The 26,457-nt window shown below is 74.2% G+C and carries 23 protein-coding genes; 10 read left to right on the top strand and 13 right to left on the bottom strand.

The annotated features are described in order from the left end of the window. Positions 1–43 precede the first annotated feature (43 nt). Positions 44–1,318 (top strand): MFS transporter, encoded by a 1,275-nt coding sequence (locus ACIGQF_RS30830; protein ID WP_362216085.1) that lies wholly within the window; start codon positions 44–46, stop codon positions 1,316–1,318. 37 nt (positions 1,319–1,355) lie between these two features. Here the strand turns inward: ACIGQF_RS30830 and ACIGQF_RS30825 are convergent, their stop codons facing one another. Then, the gene (locus ACIGQF_RS30825) at positions 1,356–2,099 is read right to left on the bottom strand and encodes a L,D-transpeptidase (RefSeq protein ID WP_399716964.1); all 744 of its coding nucleotides are present in this window, start codon (positions 2,097–2,099) and stop codon (positions 1,356–1,358) included. A 534-nt stretch (positions 2,100–2,633) separates the two neighbouring features. Here ACIGQF_RS30825 and ACIGQF_RS30820 point away from each other — a divergent pair. Then, entirely contained in the window at positions 2,634–4,031 is a 1,398-nt protein-coding gene (locus tag ACIGQF_RS30820; RefSeq protein ID WP_399716961.1) for an NADP-dependent succinic semialdehyde dehydrogenase, read from the top strand. Positions 4,032–4,077: 46 nt separating this feature from the next. On the opposite strand, the gene ACIGQF_RS30815 is transcribed toward ACIGQF_RS30820, so the two are convergent. Beyond that, on the bottom strand, positions 4,078–6,213 hold the full coding sequence (locus tag ACIGQF_RS30815; RefSeq protein WP_399716958.1) for a SpoIIE family protein phosphatase: 2,136 nt from the start codon (positions 6,211–6,213) through the stop codon (positions 4,078–4,080). A gap of 167 nt (positions 6,214–6,380) precedes the next feature. Between ACIGQF_RS30815 and ACIGQF_RS30810 the strand changes: the two genes are divergently transcribed. Next, positions 6,381–7,268, top strand: coding sequence for a universal stress protein (locus tag ACIGQF_RS30810; protein ID WP_399716955.1), 888 nt, complete (start codon positions 6,381–6,383; stop codon positions 7,266–7,268). A gap of 6 nt (positions 7,269–7,274) precedes the next feature. Here ACIGQF_RS30810 and ACIGQF_RS30805 read toward each other — a convergent pair whose 3' ends face one another. The 5 genes from ACIGQF_RS30805 to ACIGQF_RS30785 all read right to left on the bottom strand — a co-directional run bounded on the left by ACIGQF_RS30805 (position 7,275) and on the right by ACIGQF_RS30785 (position 12,454). Next, positions 7,275–8,513 (bottom strand): metallophosphoesterase, encoded by a 1,239-nt coding sequence (locus ACIGQF_RS30805; RefSeq protein WP_399716952.1) that lies wholly within the window; start codon positions 8,511–8,513, stop codon positions 7,275–7,277. A 43-nt stretch (positions 8,514–8,556) separates the two neighbouring features. Beyond that, positions 8,557–9,087: a DUF1990 family protein gene (locus tag ACIGQF_RS30800; protein WP_399716949.1), complete on the bottom strand. Its 531-nt coding sequence runs from the start codon at positions 9,085–9,087 to the stop codon at positions 8,557–8,559. Beyond that, on the bottom strand, positions 9,084–9,926 hold the full coding sequence (locus ACIGQF_RS30795) for a YndJ family protein (RefSeq protein ID WP_399716947.1): 843 nt from the start codon (positions 9,924–9,926) through the stop codon (positions 9,084–9,086). Before ACIGQF_RS30795 ends, ACIGQF_RS30800 begins: the two co-directional genes overlap by 4 nt. Before the next feature lie 108 nt (positions 9,927–10,034). After that, the gene (locus ACIGQF_RS30790) at positions 10,035–10,799 is read right to left on the bottom strand and encodes a crotonase/enoyl-CoA hydratase family protein (RefSeq protein WP_399716944.1); all 765 of its coding nucleotides are present in this window, start codon (positions 10,797–10,799) and stop codon (positions 10,035–10,037) included. Beyond that, entirely contained in the window at positions 10,799–12,454 is a 1,656-nt protein-coding gene (locus ACIGQF_RS30785) for an acyl-CoA dehydrogenase family protein (RefSeq protein WP_399716940.1), read from the bottom strand. The genes ACIGQF_RS30790 and ACIGQF_RS30785 overlap by 1 nt, the downstream gene beginning before the upstream one ends. A gap of 55 nt (positions 12,455–12,509) precedes the next feature. On the opposite strand from ACIGQF_RS30785, the gene ACIGQF_RS30780 reads away from it, so the two are divergent. Then, a complete protein-coding gene (locus tag ACIGQF_RS30780) occupies positions 12,510–13,247 on the top strand; it encodes a PaaX family transcriptional regulator C-terminal domain-containing protein (protein ID WP_399716937.1) in 738 nt (245 codons plus the stop codon). Between the two features lie 63 nt (positions 13,248–13,310). Here ACIGQF_RS30780 and ACIGQF_RS30775 read toward each other — a convergent pair whose 3' ends face one another. Continuing rightward, positions 13,311–14,153, bottom strand: coding sequence for a triphosphoribosyl-dephospho-CoA synthase (locus ACIGQF_RS30775; RefSeq protein WP_399716935.1), 843 nt, complete (start codon positions 14,151–14,153; stop codon positions 13,311–13,313). A gap of 248 nt (positions 14,154–14,401) precedes the next feature. On the opposite strand from ACIGQF_RS30775, the gene ACIGQF_RS30770 reads away from it, so the two are divergent. Continuing rightward, on the top strand, positions 14,402–14,635 hold the full coding sequence (locus ACIGQF_RS30770) for a hypothetical protein (RefSeq protein WP_399716932.1): 234 nt from the start codon (positions 14,402–14,404) through the stop codon (positions 14,633–14,635). Between the two features lie 47 nt (positions 14,636–14,682). Here ACIGQF_RS30770 and ACIGQF_RS30765 read toward each other — a convergent pair whose 3' ends face one another. Beyond that, positions 14,683–15,882 (bottom strand): lactonase family protein, encoded by a 1,200-nt coding sequence (locus tag ACIGQF_RS30765; protein WP_399716929.1) that lies wholly within the window; start codon positions 15,880–15,882, stop codon positions 14,683–14,685. A gap of 204 nt (positions 15,883–16,086) precedes the next feature. Here ACIGQF_RS30765 and ACIGQF_RS30760 point away from each other — a divergent pair, with 204 nt between their 5' ends. Next, positions 16,087–16,761 carry a dienelactone hydrolase family protein gene (locus tag ACIGQF_RS30760; protein WP_399716926.1) on the top strand — a complete coding sequence of 225 codons (675 nt, stop codon included), beginning with the start codon at positions 16,087–16,089 and terminating at the stop codon, positions 16,759–16,761. Further along, the gene (locus ACIGQF_RS30755) at positions 16,761–17,438 is read left to right on the top strand and encodes a phosphoribosyltransferase (RefSeq protein WP_399716924.1); all 678 of its coding nucleotides are present in this window, start codon (positions 16,761–16,763) and stop codon (positions 17,436–17,438) included. The genes ACIGQF_RS30760 and ACIGQF_RS30755 overlap by 1 nt, the downstream gene beginning before the upstream one ends. A gap of 38 nt (positions 17,439–17,476) precedes the next feature. Here the strand turns inward: ACIGQF_RS30755 and ACIGQF_RS30750 are convergent, their stop codons facing one another. Together ACIGQF_RS30750 and ACIGQF_RS30745 are read right to left on the bottom strand one after the other, a co-directional pair. Next, a complete protein-coding gene (locus ACIGQF_RS30750) occupies positions 17,477–18,730 on the bottom strand; it encodes an acyl-CoA dehydrogenase family protein (RefSeq protein WP_399716921.1) in 1,254 nt (417 codons plus the stop codon). A 270-nt stretch (positions 18,731–19,000) separates the two neighbouring features. Further along, on the bottom strand, positions 19,001–20,611 hold the full coding sequence (locus ACIGQF_RS30745) for a S1C family serine protease (protein WP_399716919.1): 1,611 nt from the start codon (positions 20,609–20,611) through the stop codon (positions 19,001–19,003). A 398-nt stretch (positions 20,612–21,009) separates the two neighbouring features. On the opposite strand from ACIGQF_RS30745, the gene ACIGQF_RS30740 reads away from it, so the two are divergent. The 3 genes from ACIGQF_RS30740 to ACIGQF_RS30730 all read left to right on the top strand — a co-directional run bounded on the left by ACIGQF_RS30740 (position 21,010) and on the right by ACIGQF_RS30730 (position 23,982). Beyond that, positions 21,010–21,876, top strand: a complete 867-nt coding sequence (locus ACIGQF_RS30740; RefSeq protein WP_399716917.1) for a glycerophosphodiester phosphodiesterase family protein — start codon at positions 21,010–21,012, stop codon at positions 21,874–21,876. Between the two features lie 110 nt (positions 21,877–21,986). After that, positions 21,987–22,601: an ATP-binding protein gene (locus ACIGQF_RS30735; protein ID WP_399716915.1), complete on the top strand. Its 615-nt coding sequence runs from the start codon at positions 21,987–21,989 to the stop codon at positions 22,599–22,601. A gap of 412 nt (positions 22,602–23,013) precedes the next feature. Then, positions 23,014–23,982 carry a DUF5926 family protein gene (locus ACIGQF_RS30730; RefSeq protein ID WP_399716913.1) on the top strand — a complete coding sequence of 323 codons (969 nt, stop codon included), beginning with the start codon at positions 23,014–23,016 and terminating at the stop codon, positions 23,980–23,982. Positions 23,983–24,166: 184 nt separating this feature from the next. Here ACIGQF_RS30730 and ACIGQF_RS30725 read toward each other — a convergent pair whose 3' ends face one another. Continuing rightward, positions 24,167–25,024, bottom strand: coding sequence for a hypothetical protein (locus ACIGQF_RS30725; protein WP_399716911.1), 858 nt, complete (start codon positions 25,022–25,024; stop codon positions 24,167–24,169). 543 nt (positions 25,025–25,567) lie between these two features. Further along, positions 25,568–26,296, bottom strand: coding sequence for a bifunctional DNA primase/polymerase (locus ACIGQF_RS30720; RefSeq protein WP_399716909.1), 729 nt, complete (start codon positions 26,294–26,296; stop codon positions 25,568–25,570). Positions 26,297–26,457: the final 161 nt, after the last annotated feature.

The following is a 26,457-nucleotide window of genomic DNA, read 5'->3' as shown; positions in this document are numbered from 1 at the left end:
CCCCCGCCACATACATGCCGCGCTCCGCGTGCTTTACTGCCGCGTGCCCACTGAGACCGCTCCCACCGGCCTGCGCTCGCGCATATTCGCCGACCTCACCCCGCTGCGCACCTCCGTCCACTACCGCCGCCTGTGGACCGGGAACACCGTCTCCTGGGTGGGGCAGCAGATGACCGCGCTCGCGGTCTCGCTCCAGGTCTACGACATCACGCACTCGACGTTCTCCGTCGGGCTGGTCGGCCTCTGCTCGCTCGTCCCGCTGGTCGTCTTCGGCCTGTACGGCGGCGCCATCGCCGACACCGTCGACCGCCGCACACTGGGGCTGTTCAGCGCCCTCGGCGCCACCACGATGTCCGTCGTGCTGGCCGGCGCCGCCCTCTTCCACGTCCGGCAGGTCTGGCTGCTCTACGCCGTCGTCGCCCTCCAGGCCGTCTGTTTCGCGATGAACTCGCCGGCCCGTGCGTCGATGATCCCCCGCCTGCTGCCCACCGAACAGCTGCCGGCCGCCAACGCGCTGAACTCCCTCACCAGCAACCTCGGCCTGATGGGCGGCCCGATGCTGGGCGGTCTCATCGTCGGCTGGTGGGGCTACCAGGCCGCGTACCTCATCGACGTCGTCGCCTTCACCGCCTCCCTGTACGCCATGTGGCGGCTGCCTTCGATGCGCCCGGACCACGAGGCGGGCCCGGACGGCACCCGGCCGAAGCGGGCCTCCGTCCTGGACGGCCTGCGGTTCCTGGCCACCCGCCCCAACCTGCGGATGACCTTCTTCGCCGACATGGCAGCGATGGTGCTGGCCCAGCCGCGCGCCCTCTTCCCGGCCGTCGCCGCGCTCTGGTTCGGCGGCGACGCCAAGACCGTCGGGCTGCTGGTCGCCGCGCCCGCCGTCGGCGCCGTCCTGGGCGGGCTGTTCTCCGGCTGGCTCGGTGTGATCCGGCGGCACGGCCTGGCGATCCTGCTCTCCGTGGCCGCCTGGGGCGCCGCCGTCGCCGTCTTCGGCCTCACCCGCAACCTCTGGCTCGGCCTGGTCTTCCTCGCGATCGCGGGCTGCGCCGACACCGTCTCGATGGTCTTCCGCTCCACGATGCTGCAGGCCGCCACCCCCGATCAGATGCGCGGCCGGCTCCAGGGCGTCTTCATCGTCGTGGTCGCGGGCGGCCCGCGGCTCGGCGACTTCCTCGCCGGCTCAGCCGCCGACCTCGCCACCCCGGCCGTGGCCGTGGTCGGCGGCGGCCTGGCCTGCGTCGTCGTGGTGACGCTGCTCGGCCTGGGCCGCCCCGCCTTCGCCCGCTACGACGCCCGGGACCCGCAGCCCTGACGCGCCGGGCCCCGCCTCCCGCCCGACGCGCGGCCGCTCAGTACCGGGTGATCGCGGTGTCCCCGGACTTCGTCCCGATCGCGATGTGCGGCCGCCGGTCCGGATCCGCCCAGGCCACGATGCGGGCCATGGCGTCGGCCGGCACCGAGACGCAGCCCGCCGTCGCACCCTTCCCGTTCACGTGCAGGAAGATCCCGGCGCCCCGGCCGCGCACCGGCTCGTCGTAGTTGAAGCCGATGACCAGCGCCCGGTCGTACTGCGTCGGGTAGTCCGCCAGCCGCTCCGACTCCTTCGCCGCGCAGTCGGCGGGGAGCGGCTCGGCCCAGCGGTTGTACGCGGTGGATGCGTTGTCCTCGCACCACCAGGAGTCGTCGTGCACCGGGCGGTAGTCGACCTTGGTACCGGGCGGGGCCGCGCTGATCCCGAAGCCGTAGGGCAGGTCGTACAGGCCCGTGGGAGTAGTGTTCGTGCCCTGCTCGCGGGTGCTGCCCTCGGTCATGCCCTTCGCGCCGAACCGGGCCGGCGCCGAGCCCGCCCGCTCCCAGTGGCCGTGCCGCTTCTCCCACCAGACCAGCCGGCCGTGGGTGGCGGACGTCTTCGGCGCCACCGCCGTGATCAGCTGACTGCCGCCGCCGGTGTCCGCCATCCGGGCGGGCAGCGGCACCCCGGTCCGCTCCGCCGCCGGGGGCCCGGGAGCCGCGGCGGCCGGTCCTGAGCCGGCCGTGGCGGCCAGCGCGAGCGCGGCCGCACCGGCCGCCAGTGCCAGGAACGAAGGCTTCATGACGGCACTGTAGGGCGCGGCCGCCCCGCCCGCGCCCCCGCGCACGGGTCTTTCCGCGCCCGCCGCCCATTCGATTCCGCCGCGCGCCGCAGCGATAGCCGGGCCAGACTCGGGTACGGGGGCGAGGAGAACCACCTACCGCGGGCGGATCACCCGCGGTACGCACCGCACCGTGAGATCCAGGAGGTCTTCCGTGGAACGGCAGCCGCACCTCGCGCGCGCTCACGACCCCGGCGGCCCGACACCGCCCAACCCGGGTCCGGGACCGGTCCCGGACCCCGTGCCCGGCCCGCCCGATCCCGTACCGCCCACCCCCGAACCGTCCCCGGTGCCGCGGCCGCCCGGCCCGAGCCCCGACCCGGTACCGGAGCCGTCGCCGCAGCCGAGCCCGCTGGGCTGACCCGGCGGGATTGACCCGGCCGTAACGGGAACCCGTGCGTACGGCCCCCGCGGCCGTACGCACCCCCGTACGGCCCTGTGGCCGCCCGCACCCGCGCCCGCACCACCGGAAAGACAGAAGGAGAGGTGCTTCCCATGGCCATCGCCACGGTGAATCCGGCCACCGGCGAGACCCTCAAGACGTACGACGCGCTCAACGAAGGCGAGATCGAGGACCGCCTGGTCCGCGCCGACCAGGCCTGGCAGGAGTACCGCACCACCCGCTTCGACCGGCGCGCCACCCTGCTGCGCAAGGCGGCCGACCTGCTGGAGGCCGACGCCGACGACGTCGCCCGCACCATGACCACCGAGATGGGCAAGCCGCTGGCCCAGGCCCGTGCGGAGGCCGCCAAGTGCGTGAAGACCATGCGCTGGTACGCCGACCACGCCGAGGCGCTGCTCGCCGACGAGCACCCGCGGGCCGCGGACATCAAGGACTCCGGCGCGGCCCGCGCCTACGTGCGCTACCGCCCGCTGGGCCCGGTGCTCGCGGTGATGCCGTGGAACTTCCCGCTCTGGCAGGTGATCCGCTTCGCCGCGCCCGCGCTGATGGCGGGCAACGTCGGCCTGCTCAAGCACGCCTCGAACGTCCCGCAGACCGCGCTGTACATCGAAGAGCTCTTCCGCCGCGCGGGCTTCCCCGAAGGCGTCTTCCAGACGCTGCTCATCGGGTCCGGCTCGGTCGAGATGATCCTGCGCGACCCCCGGGTGGCCGCCGCGACGCTGACCGGCAGTGAGCCCGCCGGCCGCTCCGTCGCCGCCATCGCCGCCGACGAGATCAAGAAGACGGTGCTCGAACTGGGCGGCAGCGACCCGTACATCGTGCTGCCCTCGGCCGACCTGGAGAAGGCGGCGGCCACCGCCGTCACCGCCCGGGTGCAGAACAACGGCCAGTCCTGCATCGCCGCCAAGCGCTTCATCGTCCACACCGACGTCTACGACGAGTTCGCCGCTCTCTTCGCCGAGAAGATGGCGGCGCTGGAGGTCGGCGACCCGATGGCGGACGGGACCGATGTCGGCCCGCTCTCCAGCGAGCAGGGCCGCGCCGACCTGGAGCAGCTGGTCGACGACGCCACGATGCACGGCGCCTCGGTGCTGTGCGGCGGCGGCCGGCCCGAGGGCATGGACCAGGGCTGGTTCTACCGGCCGACCGTGCTCACCGGCATCACCAAGGACATGAAGATCTACTACGAGGAGGCGTTCGGCCCGGTCGCCACGCTCTTCCGGGCCGCGGACCTGGACGAGGCGATCGCCATCGCCAACGACACGCCCTTCGGCCTCAGTTCCAACGCCTGGACCGAGGACCCGGCCGAACAGGACCGGCTGGTGCGCGACATCCAGGCGGGCGGCGTCTTCTTCAACGGGATGACCGCCTCGCACCCGGGCATGCCGTTCGGCGGCGCCAAGCGCTCCGGCTACGGCCGGGAGCTCGGCGACCACGGCATCCGGGAGTTCTGCAACATCACCACGGTCTGGTACGGCGCCAAGGGCTGAGCCCTGGATGACCGCCACCTCAGGGGCGCTCGGGGCCGGGCACGGATCACGGGCCCTCGGGGCCGGGTACGGTGAACTCGCACCACAGCGCCTTGCCCGCGCCCCGGGCCTCCGCGCCCCACCGGTCCGACAGCGCCTCGACCAGCAGCAGGCCGCGGCCGGTGGTCGCGGTCTCGCCCGGGCTGCGCCGCCGCGGCCAGCGGCTGGACCGGTCCTCGACCTCCAGCCGCACCCGGTCCGGCGGGCCGGAACGCAGCTCCAGCGAGACCAGCGCCCCGCTGTCGGTGTGCCGCAGCGCGTTGGTGATCAGCTCGGTGGCCACCAGTTCGAGGTCGGCCGCCACCTCACCCGCCCGCCACTGGTCCAGCATCCGCCGCAGCTCGGCGCGGACCTCGGCCGGGCCCGTGGGGTCGGCCTGGTGGACGTGGAGCCGGATGCGCGGGGTCGCCGGGCCGCCCGGATCGGCGAGTCGCCGCAGCAGCAACAGCGCCATGTCGTCCGGCGATCCGGGCCGCTCCCACAGCAGGTCCGAGAGGTGGTCGGCCAGCTCGTCCAGCTCGCCGGGCCCGTCCCGCACGGCGCCGGTCAGCGCGTCGAGCCCCGCCAGGATGTCCGAGCCCGGCTGCTCGACCAGGCCGTCGGTGCACAGCAGCAGCGTGGAGCCCGGCTCCAGGGACAGCTGCGTCTCCGGGTAGTGGTCCTCGCCGAAGACGGTGGCGAGCCCCAGCGGCAGCCCGCCGCGCACGGTCGGCCAGTGCACGTGCCGCTCCGCGTCCACGAGCAGCGGCTCCAGGTGCCCGGCCCGCGCCACGTGCAGCACCCCCGAGGCGAGATCCGCCTGGACGTACGTGCACGTCGCGAACCGTTCGGTCTCCAGCTCGGCCAGGAAGCGGGAGGCCCGCCCCAGCACCGTCTGCGGCGGATGGCCCTCACCGGCGAAGGCGCGCAGCGCGATCCGCAGCTGGCCCATGACGGCCGCCGCGTGCGTATCGTGCCCCTGCACGTCGCCGATCACCACCCCCGTACGGCCCTGCGGCAGCGGTACGACGTCGTACCAGTCGCCGCCGACGTCCCGGCCGGTGCGCGCCGCGTGGTAGCGGACCGCGACGTCGCCGCCGGTGATGGCGGGGATCCGGCGCGGCAGCATCGAGGCCTGCAGTCCGGTCGCGATCTCCCGCTCCTGGTCGAAGAGGGTGGCCCGCTGGAGGGACTGCGCGATGACGCCGGCCAGCGCCAGCGCCAGGTTGCGGTCCTCCGCCGTGTAGACCTTGGCCTCGGTGTTGACCAGCGCGAGCGCGCCGATCACCTTGTCCTGCGCGACCAGCGGCAGGAAGGCGGCGCTGCGGATGCTGATGTGCCGCACGTACGGGCGGAGCCGCGGGTAGCGCTGCAACAGCTCCTCGTGGGAGGCGACGTAGGACGGCTCCCGGGTGAGGGCCGCGTCGGACAGCGGCAGCGTCCGGTCCAGCGGCATGTGCAGCAGCTCCGGCACGTCGTCCAGCGGCGGGGTGGCCGCGATGACGTCGAACACGCCGTTCTCGACCAGGCCGAGGACCAGCGCGTCGGCGCCCAGCCGCAGCGGGCCGCCGGGCGCGGTGAGCACATCGGTGACGTCCTCGACCGACAGTGCCCGCGACAGTGCGGCGGTGGTCCACTGCACCAGCCTGGTCTGCCGCTCGCGCTCCTCGTCGGAGATGTTCAGCAGCGCGGAGTCGGCCAGCTCGGCGGTGGCCTCGCGGACGATCCCGGCCATCCGGTACGGCCGTCCGCTGCCGTTGCGCAGGATCCGGCCCTGGGCGTGCGTCCAGCGCGGCGTGCCGTCCCGGCAGCGGATGCGGAAGTACGCGGCGCAGGACCCACGGCCCTGCTGGATCGCCTGCACGATGATGCTGTCCAGCCGGTAGCCCTCCTCCTGCGGCACGCGGGGGAGCAGCGAGAGCCGTGTCCCGTCGAACTCCTCCGGGCGCAGGTCGAAGACGGCCAGGCCGCCCGGGTCCAGGTCGAAGGCGCCGCTGTCCAGGTTCCAGTCGAAGGAGCCCATCCGGTTGAGCGCGAGCAGGTCCGGCAGGGCGATGCCCGGCCGGTGGGGCCGTTCCCGGCCGGTCCCGAGAAGGCTGCGGCGGCTCCGGCGCGGCTCCCGCGCACCGTCCGCCGCCTCGGGCCCGTCCCAGCTCCGCTCCATATCGTGATCTTACGGTCATATCGGGTAGGGATGAGAACCGAGGACGGCGGGGTGTCCCGGACCGTGCGCGGCGCCGTCACCCCGCGTGCCCGCGCCCCACCGCCCACGACAGGCCCCAGGACATCGGGGTACCGGAGACGGTGCCCGACCGACGGATCGAGGAGACCGTGAACAGCACCCTGCCCGTCATCGCCGGCGTCGACGGCTCGCCGAACAGCCTCCGGGCGCTGGACTGGGCGGCCGAGGCGGCCCGGCTCACCGGGGCCCGGCTGCACGTGGTGCACGTCTGGCCCATCACCCCCATGCCGCGCGCGCTGGGCGACGCCCATCCGCACCCGGCCCCCGACCCTGCCGATCCCGTGCTGCGTGAGGCCCAGGAGCATCTGGCCGACCGCGCCGACGTTCCGGAGACCCGGTATCTCGCCGCGCACGGCGCGTCCACCTCGACGCTGATCCGGCTGAGCGCGCAGGCCCGGCTGCTGGTCCTCGGCTCGCGCGGCCGCGGCGGCTTCACCAGCCTGCTGCTCGGCTCGGCGGGCCGCGCCGCCGCCATGCGGGCCGCCTGCCCGGTCGTGGTCGTGCCCGACGAGCGGCGCGCCGACCCGGGCGCCGGGACGCAGGGCCGGGTAGTGCTCGGTCTGCACCCCGAGGAGACCTCCGACGAGGCGCTGGACTTCGCCTTCGCCGCGGCCGAGCGCAGGTCCGCCGAGCTGCGGGTGGTCACCGCTTACCCGAGCCCGTACCCCCTGCTCGTGGACCCCGAGAGCCTGCCGCCCGGCCACCGCACCTCGGGCGAGAAGGAGGCCCATGCCGGCGCCCGCCAGGACGAGCGGCTGCGTCCCTTCACCGAGCGCCACTACCCCAAGGTGGCGGTGGACCAGGTGGTCGCGCAGGGCGACGTGGCGGGCCGGCTGGTCGCCGCGTCCCGCGCCGCCGACCTGGTGGTGGTCGGCCGGCACCGCCGCCGGCTGCGCGAGGGTGGCCTGATGGGCTCCGTCGCCAACGCGGTCCTGCTGCACGGGCACTGCCCGACGGCGGTGATCCCCGTACGGTGAGCCGGCTCAGCTCCCCACGGCGGCCGGCGCGTGCACCGGCGTGCCGGTCCGCGTGCGGTGCGCCAGCTTCGCCGTACGGGTGGCCACGTCCACCGTGTACGCGTCGATCGTCAGGCCCTTCGCGGAGACCTTCAGGACCATGAAGCCGTGGCTCGCGAAGTCCTGCCACGCCGCCGGATTGCCGAAATGGGCCTTTCCGTCGCCGGTCTTGGACGCGGCGCCGCAGACGACCTGGCGCGTGCCGCCGGTGCGCGCGGACGGCTCCAGGATCTGCAGGGTGTGGTCGTGGCCGGACAGGATCAGGTCGGCGCGGCCGCACACCACCTCCTCGTACAGTTCCTTGAGGTGGATGCCGCTGGTGTAGTGCCCGATGGTGAAGCCGTCGTAGGAACCGGCGCTGCCGTGCTTGCCGTTGTTGAGGTACGGGTGGTGGCCAAGCACGATCTTCCAGCGCGCCCGCGACGCCTTCAGCGCGCCCTCCAGCCAGGCCCGCTGCTCGCGCATGTAGCGGCCGTCCCAGTGGAAGTAGGGATCGGTCTGGACGACGTAGGAGGAGACGGGGGTGGTGTCCAGGGCGAAGAACTCCACGAGCGGGTCGCCGCCCGCGGAGCCCTCGGTGCCCGAACCGGCGGGCAGCGCCACGCTGTAGTAGCGGCTGGGCATGTACCACCGCTTCGAGGTCGTCGCGTAGGCCACCTCCCGGTCCCCGCGCGAGGGATCGCCGCCGCTGCCGGGTATCAGCCCCGAGCAGTCGTGGTTGCCCAGGATCATCAGCCATGGCACGTCCATGCCGGTGTTGGGCTTCTCGAACTTGTCCTGGAACTCGGAGTCGTGGGCGGATTCCGGCCCGTTCTCGTAGATGTTGTCGCCCAGCCCGACGGCCAGCCCGATCCGTTCGGTGCGCATCAGGTCGCGGGCGGCCGCTGCTACCGCGTACTGCCCCTCCTCGCCGGTCCCGGCGTCGCCGGTCACCAGCACGGCGAACTCCCCGTTGCTGTCGGCCGTGGTGGGGAAGGGGTACTTCCCGTCCGCCGCCCGGTCCCGGGCCGTTGCGTTGCCGACGGCACCGTAGGGCAGCGCGGCGAGCGCGGCACCGGCGACGGCGCCGCCGAGGAGCGTGCGCCGGTTCAGCAGGGGAGCGGGGCGGGTGTCGGCGGGGCTGGTCGGGTCCCCGCCGGGGACGGTGCCGCTCCGCAGCCACCGGTCCTCGGTCATGTCCGCCTGCGGCGGAATCAGCTCACACATGCCAGGAGTTGTCTCATGACCTACTGGTCAGTTGGTGAAGATGTCATGAACATGGAGTGGACGTACTGGGGCCGACGAGCCGTCGCAGGGTGCGTCCGCAGTGCCGCGCGTAGGCCCGCTGGAAAACCGGCACCAGCGGCCCCGCCAGCCGGGTGTACCACCGCGCCGGCAGGCTGAAGGCGGTGACGGTGAACCACACGGAGCCGTCGGGGCGCAGCTCAGCGACGAAGGACTCCTCGCCTCGCTCGGGGTGCCCGTCGACTGTCCCGTAACCGAAGCCGATGCGGTCGCTGTCGTACGTGCTCCACACCACCCGGCAGGGCGCGGCGATGCGCAGCGGGCCGATGCCGAGCCCGGCCTCCACCGGGACGCCCGGGTCGGCGCTCGCCGCGCCCGCCCGGATGCGGACGCCGGCAGCCCGGTGCATCCGGAAGGTCGTGATCGCCTCGCCCGCCCTTTCGATTACCTCCCGGCCGTGGCCGACGAGGACCTCCACCCGCAGGTGGTGGTACCCGGCGGGCAGCGGGCCGTGCTGGGTGGCGCCGTGTTCGGGGTAGCTGAGTGCGGCGGTCATGAACGCTCCTCGGTACGGGTGGCGGGAAGGGCTGCGTGCTGCAGGCGGCGCGCGGCGAGCAGGGCGCACAGGGCGAAGCCCAGCGCGTTGCCCACGCCGTGGGTCGCCGCCATCCAGGTCAGGGTCGGGTGGGGCAGGCCGCTCGCCTCGCCCAGCGCCCAGCTGAGCGCCAGGAGCATGGTCGCCGCGAGCGTCGCGGCCGACACGGCGAGCAGGGTGCGGGTGGTGCGGTCGGCGGTGGTGCGCGCGCCGCGCAGGGTGGCCAGGCCCACCAGCCACATCCCGCAGCTGAGCACCGCGGCGCCCGCGAACTCCACCCACTCGCCGGTGAAGTACCCGGCCAGTACGAGAAGCGTGCCGGCGGGGACGCCGAGTGCGGCGCACCGGGCGGCCGCGGTGTCGGCGGCCCGGCAGGCCAGCCCCGCCACCAGCGCGGCGGCGAACCCCGCGAAGTGGAAGTGCGGCACGGTCAGCGACAGCATGCGCAGGGAGAAGCCGAACAGCTCGGTGCCCTGCCGCTCGGCGGTCAGTGCCAGGCCGGCGACCGCCGGGGTGGCCAGCGCGGTGAGTACGGCGATCTCGCGCGGTGCGAGCGACCGGGTGCGCAGCAGTCGCCGGGGCGCGAGCAGGGCGAGGGCGAGGGTGGCCGCGGCGTAGCAGGCGGCGAGTGCGGTGGCGGCGGGACCGCGGGACAGCCACAGGCTCACCGCGCCGAGCGTAGCGGGCAGCCACCAGATCCTCCGCAGCCGCGCCGCGCCGGGCTCGTCGACCAGCGTGAGCCCCGTCGGTATCACCACCAGCATGCCCAGTGCGACGATGAGGCGGACGAGCGCATCCATGCTTCCCCCGTACTCTTGAACGTGTTCAAGTTGCGTGCACGGCAGACCGTACGCGCTTTCTTGAACACGTTCAAGACGGGGGTGGTGTCGTGTGCCCCGTGGGGTGGCTCAGGCCTCCTTCGCTCCGTGCCGCCCCGCACCCGCGGCGAACCGCGCCGCGCCCTCCGCCGCCTGCGCCAACGACTCCTGTCCGTATCGGAGTTCGATGTCCATCGCGTCCTCCTCGGTGCGCCCTGCCTGCTCGCGCACCGATGCCCGGTCGCCCCGCAGGCAGCCCTGCGGGAACCGGGCGATCTCCGCCGCCAGCGCCTCGGCCTCGGCCCTGGCCCGGCCCTTCGGCACCACCCGGTTGGCCAGCCCGATGTCCAGCGCTTCGGCGGCCGGCACCGGGCGGCCGGTGAGGATCAGGTCCATCGCCCGGCTCTCGCCGATCAGCCGCGGCAGCCGGACCGTGCCGCCGTCGATCAGCGGCACGCCCCAGCGGCGGCAGTAGACCCCGAAGACCGCGTCCTCCTCGGCCACCCGCAGGTCGCACCAGAGCGCCAGCTCCAGGCCGCCCGCCACCGCGTACCCGCTGACCGCCGCAATCACCGGCTTGGACAGCCGCAGCCGGGTCGGCCCCATCGGCCCGTCGCCGTCCGGCTCGACCCTGTTGCCACGCGGCGTGCCGATCGCCTTGAGGTCGGCGCCCGCGCAGAACGTGCCGCCCTCGCCCCACAGCACCGCCACCGAGGCGTCGTCGTCGCGCTCGAACTCCCGGAAGGCGTCGGCAAGTTGCCGTGCGGTCGCACGGTCGACGGCGTTCCTGACCACGGGCCGATGCAGCACGACCGTGGTGACCGGTCCCTGCCGCTCGACCCGTACCGTGCTCATCAGCGCGCCTCGTCGGGCGACTTGCTGCGGGCACGGGCCAGGATCGCGCCCAGGTCCACGCCGGCCGGCAGGGTGCCGAAGGCGTTGCCCCAGTCGCCGTCCAGCCGTGAGGCGCAGAAGGCGTCCGCGACCGCCGGGTGGCTGTGCCGGACGAGCAGCGAACCCTGCAGGACCAGCGTCAGCCGCTCCGCGAGCGTACGGGCCAGCAGCTGCGCCCGCTCCGGATCGGCCAGTTCGGGCAGCATCGCCTTCAGCCGCGCCACCGCCGCGTCCAGCCGGGGATCGGCCCCCGCCGCCCCCTCCACCTCGGCGAAGTACGCGTCCAGCGCCGCCGGTTCCTTGGCCAGCGCGCGCAGCACGTCCAGCGCCGCGACATTGCCGGAGCCCTCCCAGATGGAGAGCAGCGGGGCCTCCCGGTACAGCCGGGGCATCCCGGACTCCTCGACGTACCCGTTGCCGCCCAGGCACTCCAGCGCCTCCGCCGCGTGCGTCGCGCCCCGCTTGCAGACCCAGTACTTGCCGGCCGCCAGCGCGAGGCGGCGCAGCGCCCCCTCCGCGGCCTCCCCGGCCTGCGACCGGTCCACCGCGGCCGCCAGCCGCATGCCCAGCGTGGTCGCCGCCTCCGACTCGACCGCGAGGTCCGCCAGCACCGCGCGCATCAGCGGCTGGTCCGCCAGCTCGCGGCCGAAGGCGCGCCGGTGTGCGGTGTGGTGCAGTGCCTGCCGCAGCCCGGCCCGCATCCCCGCCGCCGATCCCAGCACGCAGTCCAGCCGGGTCATGTTGACCATCTCCACGATGGTCCGCACGCCGCGCCCCGGCTCGCCCACCGGCCAGGCCACCGCCTCGTCGTACTCGACCTCGGAGGAGGCGTTGGAGCGGTTGCCGAGCTTGTCCTTGAGCCGCATCAGGTGGAAGCGGTTGCGGCTGCCGTCGGGCAGCACGCGCGGGAGCAGGAAGCAGGTCAGCCCCTCCTCGGTCTGCGCCAGCGTCAGGAAGACGTCGCTCATCGGCGCGGAGGTGAACCACTTGTGGCCGGTGATCCGGTACGTGCCGTCGCCCGCCGGCACCGCCCGCGTCGTGTTGGCCCGGACGTCCGAGCCGCCCTGCTTCTCCGTCATCGACATACCGGCGATCAGCCCGCTCTTGCCCAGCGGCGGCCGCAGCCCGAAGTCGTACGTACGGGCCGCGAGCAGCGGCTCGTACTCGGCGGCCAGCTCGGGCGACGCGCGCAGCGCCGGGACCGCCGCGTACGTCATGGAGATCGGGCAGCCGTGCCCCGGCTCGGCCTGCGACCACACGTAGAACTTGGCGGCGCGGACCAGATGGCCGCCCGGCCGGTTCTCCGCCCACGGCGCCGCGTGCAGCCCCTGCTCCACCGCCACGGTCATCAGCTGATGCCAGGCCGGGTGGAACTCCACCTCGTCCACCCGGTGGCCGTACCGGTCGTGGGTGTGCAGCTTCGGCGGCTGCTCCTCCGCCATCCGGGCCAGCTCCTGGACCTCCTCCGAGCCGGCCAGCGCGCCCAGCACCTGCACCTCGCGCTCGCCCCACCCGGCGTCCTCGCGGCGCAGCGCCTCCAGCAGGGCCGGGTCGTCCGCCGCACTGAATCCGGTGAGCGGCGGGGCCTGATTCACGACTTCATGGGTGACCGTCATAGGGCCGACGTTACAGTTTTCGTGTATGTGGCGGAAGGCTGTAATGATGCCTGTCATGGAACCACGCCTCGGTCTGCGGCCGCTCACCGCACGCTCCGTCGTGCTCAGCACCCTCCTCGGTCACCACCCGCCCCGGCTGCCCGCCCGCGCCCTGGTCCGGGTCGGCGAGCTGTTCGGCATAGCCGAGGGCACCGTCCGGGTCGCCCTCTCCCGGATGGTCGCGGCCGGAGACCTGCGGCAGCGCGACGGCGCCTACGGACTCACCGCACGGCTCCTGGACCGTCAGGCCCGGCAGGACGAGAGCCGCACGCCGCGCACCGTGCCCTGGTCGGGGGAGTGGGAGATCGCCCTGGTCAGCGGCGTCGAGCCGCGGACCGCCACGGAGCGTGCCGCGCTCCGCCAGGCGATGGCGGCCCTGCGCCTCGGCGAACTGCGCGAGGGCAGCTGGCTGCGCCCCGCCAACCTCGACCGGCCGCGCCCCGCAGTCGCCACCGCGCAGTGCACCTGGCTGACCGGGACGCCGGACGGCGACCCGCGCGCCCTCGCCGGCCGCCTGTGGGACCTGACCGGCTGGGCGGCACGGGCCCGTGCCCTCCTCACGGCCCTCGACGAGGCCGCCGGCCCGGCCGGCCGTTTCACCGTCTCCGCTGCGATCCTCCGCCACCTCCTCACCGACCCCCTCCTCCCGGACCCACTGCTCCCCGAGGACTGGCCGGGAGCGGAACTCCGCGCCAGATACGGCGGGTTCGAGGCGGAGCTGAGCGCCCTGCTCCGGCGCTACGCGGAGGGGTGAGGGGGCGGAAAAGAGTAGGGCGAGGCAGGCCAGGAGCCTCGGGAGGGCCTGCCCCGCCGGCTTTTATGCGCCCGGTGCCGGGCTCTCCGGGCCGAACGTGAAGTCCAGGAAGAGGGCGGCGGACAGCACCGCGTGGCTGCCGCGGGGTGTCAGCCCGGAGTCGCGCATCCGGGCGTGCAGCCGGTCCAGTGCGGCGCGGCCCCCGGGGCTGTCGTAACCGCCGGCCCGCACCACGTCCCGGGCGTCCATCTGCACCGAGAGCAGCGCAGCGGGCCCGCCCTCGTGCAGCAGCGAGGTGTCGTCCAGCGTCGCCATCAAGGTCAGCAGCGCGTCCATCCGCGCGGCGGTCTCGGGCCTGCCGTGCGCCCGGGACTCGCGCAGCGCGGGCAGCGCGACCCGCCGTACGTGCGGGAAACCGGAGTGGGCCTGGCCGGTCGCGCCGGGCACGTGGAAGTGCAGCCGGGCCCGGCCGCCCGGTGTGTCGGCGGGGCCGGGCGTGCCGTCGTACGGCAGCCGGGCCAGCGTCGCCGCCGCCGCGCAGGCCGTGTACGCCGACCGGCAGCCGGTGGCCGCCGCGCCCGCCACGAGCAGCCCGACGGACCACAGCTCGCCCCGGTGGGCGGCGGTCCCGTCCGCGGCGTGGCCGCCGAGCCTGCCCAGTTCGGCGCGGAGTCCGCGGTCCGGGGCGCGGCCGTCGGCGGCCTCCGCGAGGGCTGCGAACGTGGGGCGCAGCGCTTCTATGGAGCGCAGCTCGGCGGTGCTGTCGGCGTCGTGCGGCGCGGTCATGTCGGGGATGCGCGGCAGCCGGGCGCGTGCGGTGCAGGCGGCCACCGCGAGATCCGCGAGGAGAGCCGGGGTGACCGGGGGAGCGAGGTGGGCGGGCGAGGTCGGCGCAGGCCGGAGCATGGCGGTGCCTTCCTTCTGTCGTACGGGTCGGACCTCGGAGCACGCGGAACGGCGCTCCGAGCCTGTGATGCCGCCCGCACCACCCCGGCAAGCGGGACCTTCGTCCCGTATGTCCGGACCGTAGGTCCTCGCTTCCACGCGCCTTCCCCGGGGACCGACGGGAACCGGCCGGGTCCGCGGCCCGGCGTTTGGGCCGTCGGGCGGCGGACACCCGCAACGTCCCAGTCCACGACGTGGAGGTCGGTCACATGGCCAGCACGCACGAGTCCGGTGAGGTCACCGGGACGAAGGACAAGAACTACAACCTGCTCTGGTACACGCAGACGTGCCTGGACAACGCCCTGCGGATGGAGTCGTACATCCAGGACGCGGAGCGGGAGAAGGACACCGAGCTGGCGGAGCTGTTCCGCAAGGCCCAGGCCGACAGCCGCAAGGGCGCCGAGCTGGGCAAGCAGCTGCTGGGCAGCCGGCTGAGCAGCTGAGGGCAGGGGCGCCGGGCGGTTCTCACGGGAGAGCCGCCCGGCGCTCGTCACGGCAGCGGCAGCACGCACACCGGCATCGGTGCCTCGAACGGCGTCCCGGTGGGCCGCAGGTCTCCCGAGTCCGGGTCGACGGCGAAGACGGTGACCGTGTTCGACCGCTGATTCCCCGCGAACAGCAGCCGGTGGTCCGGCGAGAACGTGATGTGCCGCGGGAAGTCGCCGCCCACCGGCACGGTGTCCAGCAGCCGCAGCCGGGCGCCGTCCTCCTCCACGGCGTACCGGGTCAGGCTGTTGTGGCCGCGGTTGGCGAGGTACGCGAACCGCCCGTCGGGGGTCACCAGGAATTGCGCCGGGTAGCTGGTGCCGGGCCCGGTCCCGGTGGACTGCGGGGCGCCGGGCGTGAGCCGGCCGGTGGCGGGGTCGTACGCACAGACCACCGCCGTGTTGTCGACCTCGTTGGCGAGATAGGCGTACCGGCCCCCGGGGTGGAAGGTCAGGTGGCGCGGGCCCGCTCCGGGGCGCAGCGCCGCCGTCGACACCTGGTGGAGGGTGCCGGCCGACGCGTCCAGGCGGTACGTGTAGACCGTGTCGGTGCCCAGGTCCACGGCGAGGACGTGACCGCCGTCGGGCGTGGTGACGATCTGGTGCGCGTGCGGGCCGTCCTGGCCGGGGCCCGGCGGCGGCGCGGAGTGCGGCACCAGGTCGGTGCGTTCGCCGAGGGCGCCCGTCGCGGGGTCGACGGGGTGCACGGCGACGCTGCCGGAGGTGTAGTTGGCGCTCAGCAGCCAGCGGCCGGAGGGGTGGACGGAGAGGTGGCAGGGGCCGGCGCCGCCCGTCGGCCGGCTGCCCAGCACGCGGTGCGCGCCGTCGGCGGCGAGCGCCACGGCGGTGACAGCGCCGTCCGTGCTCTCGTCGACCGCGTACAGCGTCCCGCCGTCGGGGGAGAGGGTGAGGAAGGACGGGTCGGCGACGCCGGGGAGCTCGCCGTTGCCGGTGATCCGGCCCGTCGCCGGGTCGTACGCCGCCAGCCCGATGCCGCTGCCGCCGCCCGGCATCGAGGTGTAGGTCCCCAGGAACAGCGGCCGCAGTCCCTTGGGTCCCCGGTGCCCGTCGCGCCCCGCAGCGGTGGCCGGTGCCGCGCCCGCGGTCGCCAGGCCGGCGGCCGAGGCGCCCGCGGCCAGCGCGCCGAGGAAGCCGCGGCGGCCGAGCCGCCCGGAGGGTCCGCGCGCTGACGATCGGTCGTTCATGGCACACCTCGGCATCCATCGGCATGATCGGCGTCGGTCGGCAGCCAGAGTGGTCCATACCAACGAAGCTGACAAGGCCCCGTGCGCCCCCGGCCCGCCGCAGCCACCTTTGCCCGCTTTGCGCGGAAGAGTACGATCTTGCGTGCGGGGTTACCCGTATCGGTGAGCGACATACCGCCGGCGAACAGAGCGGGAGCGAGTCCGATGACCTTCGACGAAACAGTGTCCGTACCGGCCGGTGACGTCTCCCTGGCGGGCGACCTGCGCGTCCCCGAGCACCCCAGCGGCGTGGTCGTCTTCGCGCACGGCAGCGGCAGCTCCCGGCACAGCCCGCGCAACCGCGGGGTCGCCGAGTACCTGCACGCCAACGACCTCGCCACCCTTCTGCTGGACCTGCTGACCGAGGACGAGGACCGGGTCGACGAGGTGACCCGGGAGCACCGCTTCGACATCGGCCTGCTCGGCGAACGGGTCGTGGCGGCCGTCGACCTGCTCCGCACGCATCCGGCCACCGCGGGGCTGCGCCCGCACCTCTTCGGCGCCAGTACCGGCTCCGCCGCCGCGCTGGTGGCCGCCGCCGAACGCGCCGATCAGGTGAGCTCCGTCGTCTCCCGCGGCGGGCGACCCGACCTCGCCGGTGACGCGCTGAGCCGGGTACGCGCCCCCGTCCTGCTGATCGTGGGCGGCCGCGACACGGAGGTACTGGAGCTGAACCGGCAGGCCGCCGACCGGCTGCCGGCCCGCTGCGCACTCCACGTGATCCCCGGCGCCACCCACCTCTTCCCCGAGTCCGGCGCCCTGGACCAAGTAGCGATCGCGGCTCGTGACTGGTTCTTCGCGCCGGGGAAGCCGCCGCACCGTGAGGGCGGCCCCCGGTGATGCGTTTCACGGACCGCAGAGACGCCGGCCGGCAGCTCGCGCGGCGGGTACGGGAACACCTCGAGGCGACCCGGCCCGACCTGATCGGCGGGCACCCGCCCGACGGACCCGTCGTCCTGGCACTGCCGCGCGGCGGCGTTCCGGTGGCCGCCGAGATCGCCCGCGACCTGGGCGCGCCGCTGGACGTCCTCGTCGCCCGCAAGATCGGCGCCCCCGGCCAGCCGGAACTGGCCATCGGCGCCCTCGCCGGCGAGGACCGGCCGCTCTTCGACGCCCGCGCCCTGGAGTTCCTCGGCCTCACCGAGGAGGGGCTCGCGGCCGACGTCGCCCGCGAGCGCACCGAACTGCGCCGCCGCGAGGGCCTTTATCGCGGCCGGCGCCCCCCGCCCGAGCTGACCGGCCGTACGGTCGTCCTCGTCGACGACGGCCTGGCCACCGGCATGACGGCCCGGGCCGCCCTGCGCGCCCTCCGCCGCCACGGCCCCGCCATCGTCCTCCTCGCCGTACCGGTCGCCTCCCCGACCACGGCCGCCGCGCTGGCGCGGGAGGCCGACGACGTGCTCTGCCTCAGCCGCCCACCGGACTTCCGCGCGGTGGGCGAGTGGTACGACGACTTCACCCAGGTCTCCGACGAGGACGTCATCGACGCACTGCACCGGACGGCCGCGGGCCGTTAACACCGCCGCGCGATCCGGCCTCCGCCGCCCCCGTGGGCTCAGGCGTGCAGAGTGAGGGACGGCCGGGCGCCGTTGAGGTAGTGGGCGCCGATGTCGCGGAGCCGGTGCGTGGCAGAGCTGCGGGCGGTGAGGGTACGGGCGTTGCGCCAGAAGCGGTCGAAGCCGGGGTCGGTGGCGGGGGAGAGGCCCGGTGCCCCCGCGGTGAGTTCGAGGATCCGCGTGGTGATGTGCAGCGCCGCGTCGGCGGTGACGGCCTCGGCGGCGGAGACGAGGAACGCGATCTCGGCGCGCTCGTCCGGCCCGAGCGCGGGACCCGTCAGCAGCCCCTGCGCCATCGCGTCCGTGGCGCGGTCGACGACCGATGAAGCGCTGTGCGCCGCGGTCGCCAGCTCGCCGTAGGCGAGGAGCAGATACGGGTCCTCGCCGGGCGCCGCGGCGTACTCGCCGCTGCCGGTGTCGGTGAACGGATGGACGCCCGGCGACACCCGGCTCACGTCACGGGCCTCCGCCAGCGCGCCCTCGGCGTTGCCCAGGCCCACGTGGAGCAGGATCAGGCGGAGCGCGAGCGGGGCGAGCGCGGTGTACGGGAGGACGGTGTGCTCGTCCCCCGGGACCGTGCCCAGGATCTGAGCGGCCGTCACCGGTACGTCGTCGCAGCCGACGGTGGCCGCGCCGGTGAGCCGCTGCCCGAGCCGCTCCTCCGGCGCGTCGGGGGTCACGGTCGTCCGCGCCGGGTCCACCGCGACGACCACCGGCTCTCCCGTGTCGAGCCGGTGGGCCGAGAGGAGGAACCGGTCGGCCGTGCTCGCGCCGGCGGCCAGCGCGCGTACTCCGTTCAGCACGTACTTCCTGCCGTGCGGCGCGAGCCACAGGCCGCTGCCGTCCGGGCTCTCCGGCGCGTCGGTGCGCCCCGCCCAGAGCCACCGCCCGCGCGCGGCCCGGAGTTCGAGCCGCGCGGCGTGCTCCGGGGTGCCGAAGAGCCGCGGGCCCCAGGACGTCACGTGATGGTGGGCGAGGAGCTCCGCGAGGGAACTGTCGGCCGTCGCGATCTCCCGTACGGCGGCGCAGGCGGAGCGCCAGTCCGTGCCGCGGTCCGGGCCCGGCGGCGCGAGAAAGGCCGGCAGACCTGCCTCGCGCAGCCGGGAGACCTCCTCGTAGGGCGGCTTGCCCGCCCGGTCGCGGGCGCTCGCGTCCACGGCGAGGTCATCGGCGAGTTCCCGTACGGTGCGCGGCCAGGGCCCGCCGTCGGCCGGCTGCCCGGCGGGCGCCGGACAAGGGGTGTCGAGGGACACGCGATACCTCCGGGAGGGTTGCGGGGTGGGGGGGGGGGGGCGGGGGGGGGGGGGGGGGGGGGGGGGGGGGGGGGGGGGGGGGGGGGGGCGGGGGCGGCCGCCCCCCGCGCGCGCGGCCGCCCCCCCGCCCCCCCCCCGTACCCGGGCCGCTGCCCCGCGTGCACCCGGCCCCCCGCCCGCCTGTGCCCCCCGGGGCGCCCGACCCCCCGGGGCCCCCCGCGCGGGTGGGGGGGGGGCCCCCCCCGTCGGCTATAGGTGACCTGCTCCGGGTCAGTTGCTGTCGCCCACTCGTTGGCCGAGGGTTACCTCTGTGGTGTGTTCGTTGCCGTTGCGTTCGTAGGTGAGGGTGACCTTGTCGCCGGGGCGGTGCTGCCAGATCTCGCTGATCAGGGTCGGGCCGCTGTCGATGGCCGTGTCGTCCAGCTTGGTGATCTTGTCGCCGGGCTTGAGGCCGGCCTTGTCGGCCGGGCCGTTCCGGGTGACGGCGTCCGTGCCGCCGTTGCCGCGCTGGGCGATCGTCGCGCCGTTGCTGGTCTCCCGCATCCCGACCTGGACGCCGATCTGCGGGTAGACCGGCTTGCCCGTACGGATCAGGTCGTCGGCGACCCGCTTGGCCTGGTCGATCGGGATGGCGAAGCCCAGGCCGATGCTGCCGGACTGCCCCTCGCCGCCGAACGGGTCGCTGCCGCCGCTGCCGCCCGCCGACTGGATCGCGGAGTTGATGCCGATCACGTTGCCGGAGGCGTCCATGAGGGGACCGCCGGAGTTGCCGGGGTTGATCGACGCGTCCGTCTGCAGCGCGGACATGTACGAGGCGTTCGTGCCACCTCCGTCGCTGGACGCCACCGGGCGGTCCTTGGCGCTGATGATGCCGGTGGTGACCGTGCCGGACAGACCGTACGGGGCGCCGATGGCGATCGTCGCGTCGCCGACGGCCACGTTCGCGGACTTGCCCAGCGGGAGCGGGGTGAGCTTGGCGTCGGAGGCGTTCTTGAGCTTTATGACGGCGACGTCGTAGCCCTGGGCACGGCCCACGACCTCGGCGTCGTACTTCTTGCCGTTGGAGAACGTCACGCTCAGCTTGCCGCCGTCCGCCGCACTCGCGACGACGTGGTTGTTGGTGAGGATGTGGCCCTGTTTGTCGTACACGAAGCCGGTGCCTGTCCCGCCCTCGCCGCCCGCGCCCTGCGCATCTATGGTCACGACGCTGGGCAGCGCGCGCTGGGCGATCCCGGACACCGAGGTCGGCTTGCGGTTCAGCGCCTGGGGGTCGCCGGAGGCGGAGACGGTCGTGGAGGACGTGTCGTCCTGACCCGCCGCCCAGAAGCCGATGCCGCCACCGACGCCACCCGCCACCAGCGCGGCGACCAGTACGGCGGCGATCAGGCCGCCGCGACGGCGCGGCTTGTCGGCGGGCGGACCGGCCGGGGCTCCCCAGCCGCCACCGCCGTACGGGGGCTGCGGCGGGCCGCCCCAGCCGCCGGCGCCGCCACCGTGCGGAGCGCCACCTCCGTACGGAGCACCGCCGTGCGGATTGCCGCCGCCGGGCGGGACGGTGGGGAAGGCCGCGGTGTGCTGCGGGTCCTGCGACCAGCCGGGGCCGGATCCGGGGTCCGAGCCGGTGCCGCCCTGAGGGGCGGCGGGAGGCTGCGCTCCGGGGGCCGCGGGGGCGGGGCTTCCCTGGGGCTCGGCGGCCGCCTGGCGTTGCTGCGGACCGTCCGTGGAGCCCGCCGAGGGAGCGAAGGGCGGGCGGGGCGGTGCGGGCTCGGGGGTGGTCGGAGTCTGCGCGCCGGACGCGGGCGCGGCCGACCCCTGGGCCCCGGCGGGCGCCTGCGGCTCCGCCTCCGGCGGGACGGCGGCGCCCTCGTTCTCGGTGCTCACAGCTCTCTCCTCAGCTTCCTGGCCATGTCGGCCCGATGTCGGGGCCGGCATGTTCGAGCGGTGCATGGCGTATCGAATCGACTTGACGGTGACATGTCGGCGTGACGTTATACGGGAGTGTCCGGTTCAAGCCTTTCCCACGAGCCGTCAGGGCACCGTAAGCCGAGGCTGTGACCTTGCCTTCATCCTTTATCCCGGACATTTGCCGCGCATCCGCTGCTAATGCTTCAGATGTCGACGTCGGCAAGAAAGAAACCGATCACCAGGCCGCCACGGTCCGGGCCGCGGCGGTCGACGCCGGCCTTCGGTCGTCGGCCGCTCGTGCCGCCAGCCGGCCGTACCGTCCCTCGCTCCCCGTATGAGGACCGGCCGCCACCGCGCGATGGCACGATAACTCGGTGACCACTGCGCGCCCGGCACCAGGTTTCCGTCCCGAACCATCCGCCATCTCCGTCGTAGCGCACCGCGGGGCGTCCGAGGACGCTCCCGAGCACACTCTGGCCGCGTACCGGAAGGCCATCGAGGACGGCGCGGACGCCCTGGAGTGCGACGTCCGGCTGACCGCCGACGGCCACCTGGTGTGCGTGCACGACCGCCGGATCAACCGGACCTCCAACGGGCGCGGCGCCGTCTCCAACCTGGAGCTGTCCGATCTGGCCACGCTGGACTTCGGCTCCTGGAAGGACGACGCGGCCGGCGAGGCGCCCGACGGCCGCCACCCGGAGCTGGGCAGCGCCCACGAGACGGCGGGCGACACCGAACGTACGTCCGTACTGACGCTGGAGCGGCTGCTGGAGCTGGTCGCCGACGCGGACCGCCGGGTGGAGCTGGCCATCGAGACCAAGCACCCGACCCGGTGGGCGGGCCAGGTCGAGCAGCGCCTGGTCGAGCTGCTGGAGCGCTTCGGGCACACCAAGCCGCCGCCCGGCACGCCGTCCGCCGTACGCGTCATGAGCTTCTCGGCCCGCTCGCTGCAGCGTGTGCGGGCCGCGGCGCCGGCCGTGCCCGCCGTGTACCTCATGCAGTTCATCACCCCGCGGCACCGGGAGGGGCGCCTGCCGCCGGGCGTACGGATCGCGGGGCCGAGCATCCGGATAGTGCGCGCGCATCCGGACTACGTGGCCAAGGCGCACAGTGCGGGGCACGAGGTGCACGTGTGGACCGTGAACGAGGAGGCGGACGTGGACCTCTGTCGCGAGCTGGGCGTGGAAGCAATCATTACGAACCGGCCCAAGCAGGTAAGGAATTGGCTTAAGTCGACTTAAGGGGTGAGGAGCAGCAAAGCGAAGCCGGAAGGCGCCCGGATGACCACAGCGGAACCCCTTTCCTCACAGGGAGTGCACCGGCGCATTCAGCCCGTATCTGATCGAACCGAGTGCGTCACCGCATACGGATTGGCCGGTTTCCGGTCCATCGCGATGGGGCATTCATCCCGTGGCGTGGGGCAAAGGAGGTCTCGGGGGTGGCGTTGGTGGTGGCACAGGAGGTGCCGACGTCGTCGACCATGGCCGTACCTCATGGCCCTGCGGGCGTGGGTTCGGCCAGGCGGCGTATGCGAGATGAGCTGCTGACAAGTGGCGTTCAGGACACGGTCGTCGACGATGCCGTACTCATTGTTTCCGAATTGCTCAGCAATTCCTGCAGACACGCACGTCCCCTGTGCACGGAGGGGCGCCCGGACGGCGACGCCGATTCGGTGCGGGCCGCCTGGCGCATTGACGCGCGTGGCCAGTTGACCGTTTCGGTCACTGACGGCGGGGGTCCGACCCGACCACTTCCAGCCACTCCCTCGGTCACCGCGCGCGGCGGCCGCGGGCTGGCCATCATCCGTTCGCTCGCCAAGGACTGGGGCGTACGGGACGGGCACGGCGAGGTCACGGTCTGGGCGACGCTCTCCCTGCACGAAGCGTTCGCGACCCGCATGGACCTGGCGGCCGGCCTCCCGGCCGAACTGAGGGACGCCCTGGCGGATCTGGACGAGCCGGCTTAGCCGGGCCGGCCTGGCCGGACAGCTTGAGCTGACTGGTTGGACGAGTCGGCGCGCGCGAAGCGGGTGTTGGCATTACTTGCCCCGGCTTGCCGACTGCCCGACGCGCCGCCCGGCGTTTCCGGGATCATCGCCAACCCCCGGGGCCGGGTTCATTGCCAACCCCGCCGATCCCCGGGGCGTCGCCGCCGGTTCACCTCGCCGAGCCTCCGCCGGGCTGCTGCCCGTTCCCGTCGACTCACCGCCGACTCCTCGGAGTCGCCGCGGGCCAGCCCCCGTAGGTACGGCCGTAGACGCCCCCATAGAGGCGCCCCCGCCCGCCGCGGCTTCGAGGCCGGGCGTTGGCGCGGCGCATGCCCTAGGCTCGCGCCGACACGCGTCGGAATGACTCGGAACGACCAGGAGAACCCCTCGCATGGGCAAGAAGCGCCGTCCCCAGACCAAGGCCGTCACCCCGCAGATCACGGACGGAGAGGTGCCGGTCGTCGGCGCCCGCGAGCCCTGCCCCTGCGGGTCGGGCCGTCGTTACAAGGCCTGTCACGGGCGGGCCGCGGCGCACGCCGTGACCGAGCTGGTGCAGCGCCCCTTCGAAGGCCTGCCGGGCGAGTGCGACTGGGTGGCGCTGCGCGAACTGGTGCCCGCCGCCACCGTCGAGCTGTCCCTGAAGGGCGGGCTGCCCGAGGACGTGCCCTCGGTGACGCTGGCGACCGTACTGCCGATGGCCTGGCCCGCGCTGCGCCGCGACGACGGTTCGATCCTGCTCGGCCTGCAGAACGACACCGCCTCCGGTGACCTCAGCCGCGACCTCGCCGACACGCTGCAGCGCGCGCTGGCCGCCGACCCGGGTACGCCGGTCGCCGCGGGCCGGGCGCCCGCCGACGGTCCGCGCCTGCAGGATCTGCTGGATCCGGCCGCGTCCTTCGAGCCCACCGTGCACAGCGGCTTCGAGTTCTGGATCGAGGACGCCGAGAACGCCACCGGCGAGGTCGCCGCCTCTCTGGAGCGGGCCAACGCGGCCGCCATCCCGACCGCCCGCCTGGCGGGCCTGGCCGGCGCGTACTGGTGCGACGCGGGCGAGAAGAACCACCTGCGCTGGGTGATGGACCACCCCGAGGAGCAGCTGCTGGACGCGCTCGCCCGGCTGCACGCCGCGGACGCCTCCTCGCTGGGCGAGGGAACCCGGCTGGTCGGTTCGTTCCGTGCGCACGGCCTGGTGGTACCGGTGTGGGACCTGCCGACGGATCTGACGGCCGAGGAGATCACCAAGCCGGCCACGGAGTTCGGCGAGCGGCTGGCGGAGGCACTCGCAGCGAACGCGCCGCTCACGCCGGCCGAGCGCCGTGCGCGCGGCGGGCTCACCAACCGTCAGGTGACGCTGAGCTGACAGTAACCACGCCGGAAACGTTTTCCGTGACTCCTGTCACACCGGCCGTACCCACCGGTAAATAAGCGTCCGGAATTCCGCGATCGAATTTGCGAACGGCCGATCTCTTGTTACCGTTCTAGGAGCCCGGTCGCTGGTGCATCCCCCGTCGCCAGCGACCGGGCGCTTCCATGTCCGGATGCGCTCAGCGGCCCGAACCCGCCCCGGGCGGCGCGGAGTTGCTCCCCGCCCTCAGCAGCAGCCGGTCACCCCGTACGTCCGCGATCTCCGCGACCGCCGAGTACGGCGCGTCCCCCCGTACCGTCGCCGCGGATGGCGTCCCACAGCTCCCCGGCTCACCCGTGGCCGGCAGCGTGCAGTGCATCTGTACGGTCCGGCCGTCGGGCCGCATCAGGGTCAGTACGGCGCGCAAGGGGGCGCCCGAGGTGTTGCGGTAGTACAGGACGGCCTTGGTATGCCCTTCGGTGCGCCGCGCGCCGCCGCCCCCCGTACGGCCTCCGGCACTGCCCTCCTCCGTACGGCCCTCGGCGCTGCCCTCCGTGCGCCCTTCGACGCCGTCCTTCGTGCCGTCCCCGGCGCCGCCTCTCATGGTCAGTACGCAGGTCTGTGCCTTGATGCCGTGCGGCGAGCCGACTTCGGGTCCGCAGACGGCGGTACGGCCGTCATCGTGGCCGCCCTCGCCGAGGCCGAGGCCGGTGAGCAGGTCGCCGGGCCGGTCACCGCCAGGGGCGCCGAGCCGGTCGCCCGCCCGCACCTCGCTGCTTCCCGCCCCCGCCCCCGCTCCCTCGGGGCCGGGACGGCCGGGCAGCGGGGCGTCCTGGGCGGTTCCTCGCGGGGTGCCGGGCGGCTGGTCACCGTCCCTCGTGGTGGCGGCCTGTTCGGCCCCGTCTCCGCGGAGCTGCGGCGACACGGAGGGCTTCGCAGCGGGCGCCGGGTCGCCGGGCCCGGACGGGCCGGCAATGGCGGCGGCCAGCGGCAGGGTGAGGGCGAGCGCGATGGTGCTCGCGAGCGCGATCATGCGGACGTTCGACTCGCGAACCATGGCGACCACCTGCGGTTGAGAGTCCGCGGCGGTCACTGTGACCGGCGTCCGGGGCCCCGGGGGCGGGGCCCAGCGGAACGGGGAACGGGGACCGGAGTACGGGACCGCTCACGGGCTCTGACTATGCCTTCGGGGTGCCCGGTGGGTCTCCGCCACGAATACGGAGAGCCGCCGGGCACCCCGAACGGCTTGACGGTGGGCCGAACATATCGGGGAAGGGGCGCCCTCTCGGGGGCTGCGCACCCGTTTCCCATGGATGGACGCTTGCCTCACACCCGTACGAGTGAATCTCCGGCGCGCCGTGTCGCTGAGGAGGGGGTGAGGGAGAGGAGCGGCGACGCGGACGGCGCTGAAGCCGGGGAGCCGGGGAGCCGCGAAGCCGCAGACGCAGAACTGCCAGAGCGGCAGAGCCGCAGAGCCCTCACGGCAACACGGGCCCTGACCGTGGGGGGTGCTGCCCCGAGGGAGTCGAGGAGCCTGGGGGAGCCGAGGCGCCCGAGAGAGCCGAGGATCGAGGAGCCCGAAGGAGCCGAGGAGGGGGGGTCAGAACGCGAGTCGGCTGCCGCCGCCCGGGGCTCCGGCGCTCGCCTCGACCAGTGCGTCCACCACCGTGGCGACGTCCGGCAGCCAGGGCGCGCCGGAGCGCTTCGCGGAGACGCGCGCAGCCGGCGGGCGCTCCCAGCGCACCTTGCCCGCGCCGGTCTCCGACGGTGGCAGTACGACGTAGCCGCCCTCGCCGTGGAACCGCAGCGAGCTGGGCACCAGGTCCTGCGCGTACAGCAATTCGCCCAGCTCGGGCAGGGAGTACGGCGCGACCAGCAGCGTCCAGCGGGTGGGGGTGGCCACGACCGGGCCGACCGCGACGCCTGTGCGGTCCAGCTCGGCGAGTGCCTGGGCACCCGCCACGGCCGGCAGGCTCACCGCGCACGGCGCCTTGCCGCCCGTGGCCAGCACGACCGGCGCGTCCGGGCGATTCGTCCACCACCAGCGCACCATCCGGGCGTCGGTCGTGGCGGCCAGCAGGCCGGGGTCGAAGGGGTGCGCACCGGGCACGGCGCAGTCCGGGTCGGGACAGCCGCAGGGCCGCGTCTGCCGCGCCCCCCTGAGGGCAGGCTGCGCCCCCTTGGCGGTCCTGCCGCCCGAGCGGAGGCCGACGCCGGGGAGGACGGGCCAGTGCCACTCGGTGGCGCACTGGAGCGCCGCGTCGAGCAGTGCCGACCTTCCACCGCGCCGGAGCTGGAACTTGCGTCGCCTTCCGAGGATCTCGCGCATGAGCGCTCGTTCCTTTCCGTAAACGCCGAGGGTCATGTCCATCGCACTACATGCAGGTTCATGCCGCTGTGCGGTGCGCGCCGCCGCACCGAGCGCGGATCACACCACGTGGATCATTCGTCACTGCGCGTACAAGGCAGCGCATCACGCCGTACGCCGAG

It is taken from the genome of Streptomyces sp. NPDC053560 (genome assembly GCF_044544605.1).
Lineage (GTDB): Bacteria > Actinomycetota > Actinomycetes > Streptomycetales > Streptomycetaceae > Streptomyces.
The sequence above is the reverse complement of the archived record's forward strand: the minus strand, read 5'-3'. Positions and strand labels throughout refer to the sequence as shown.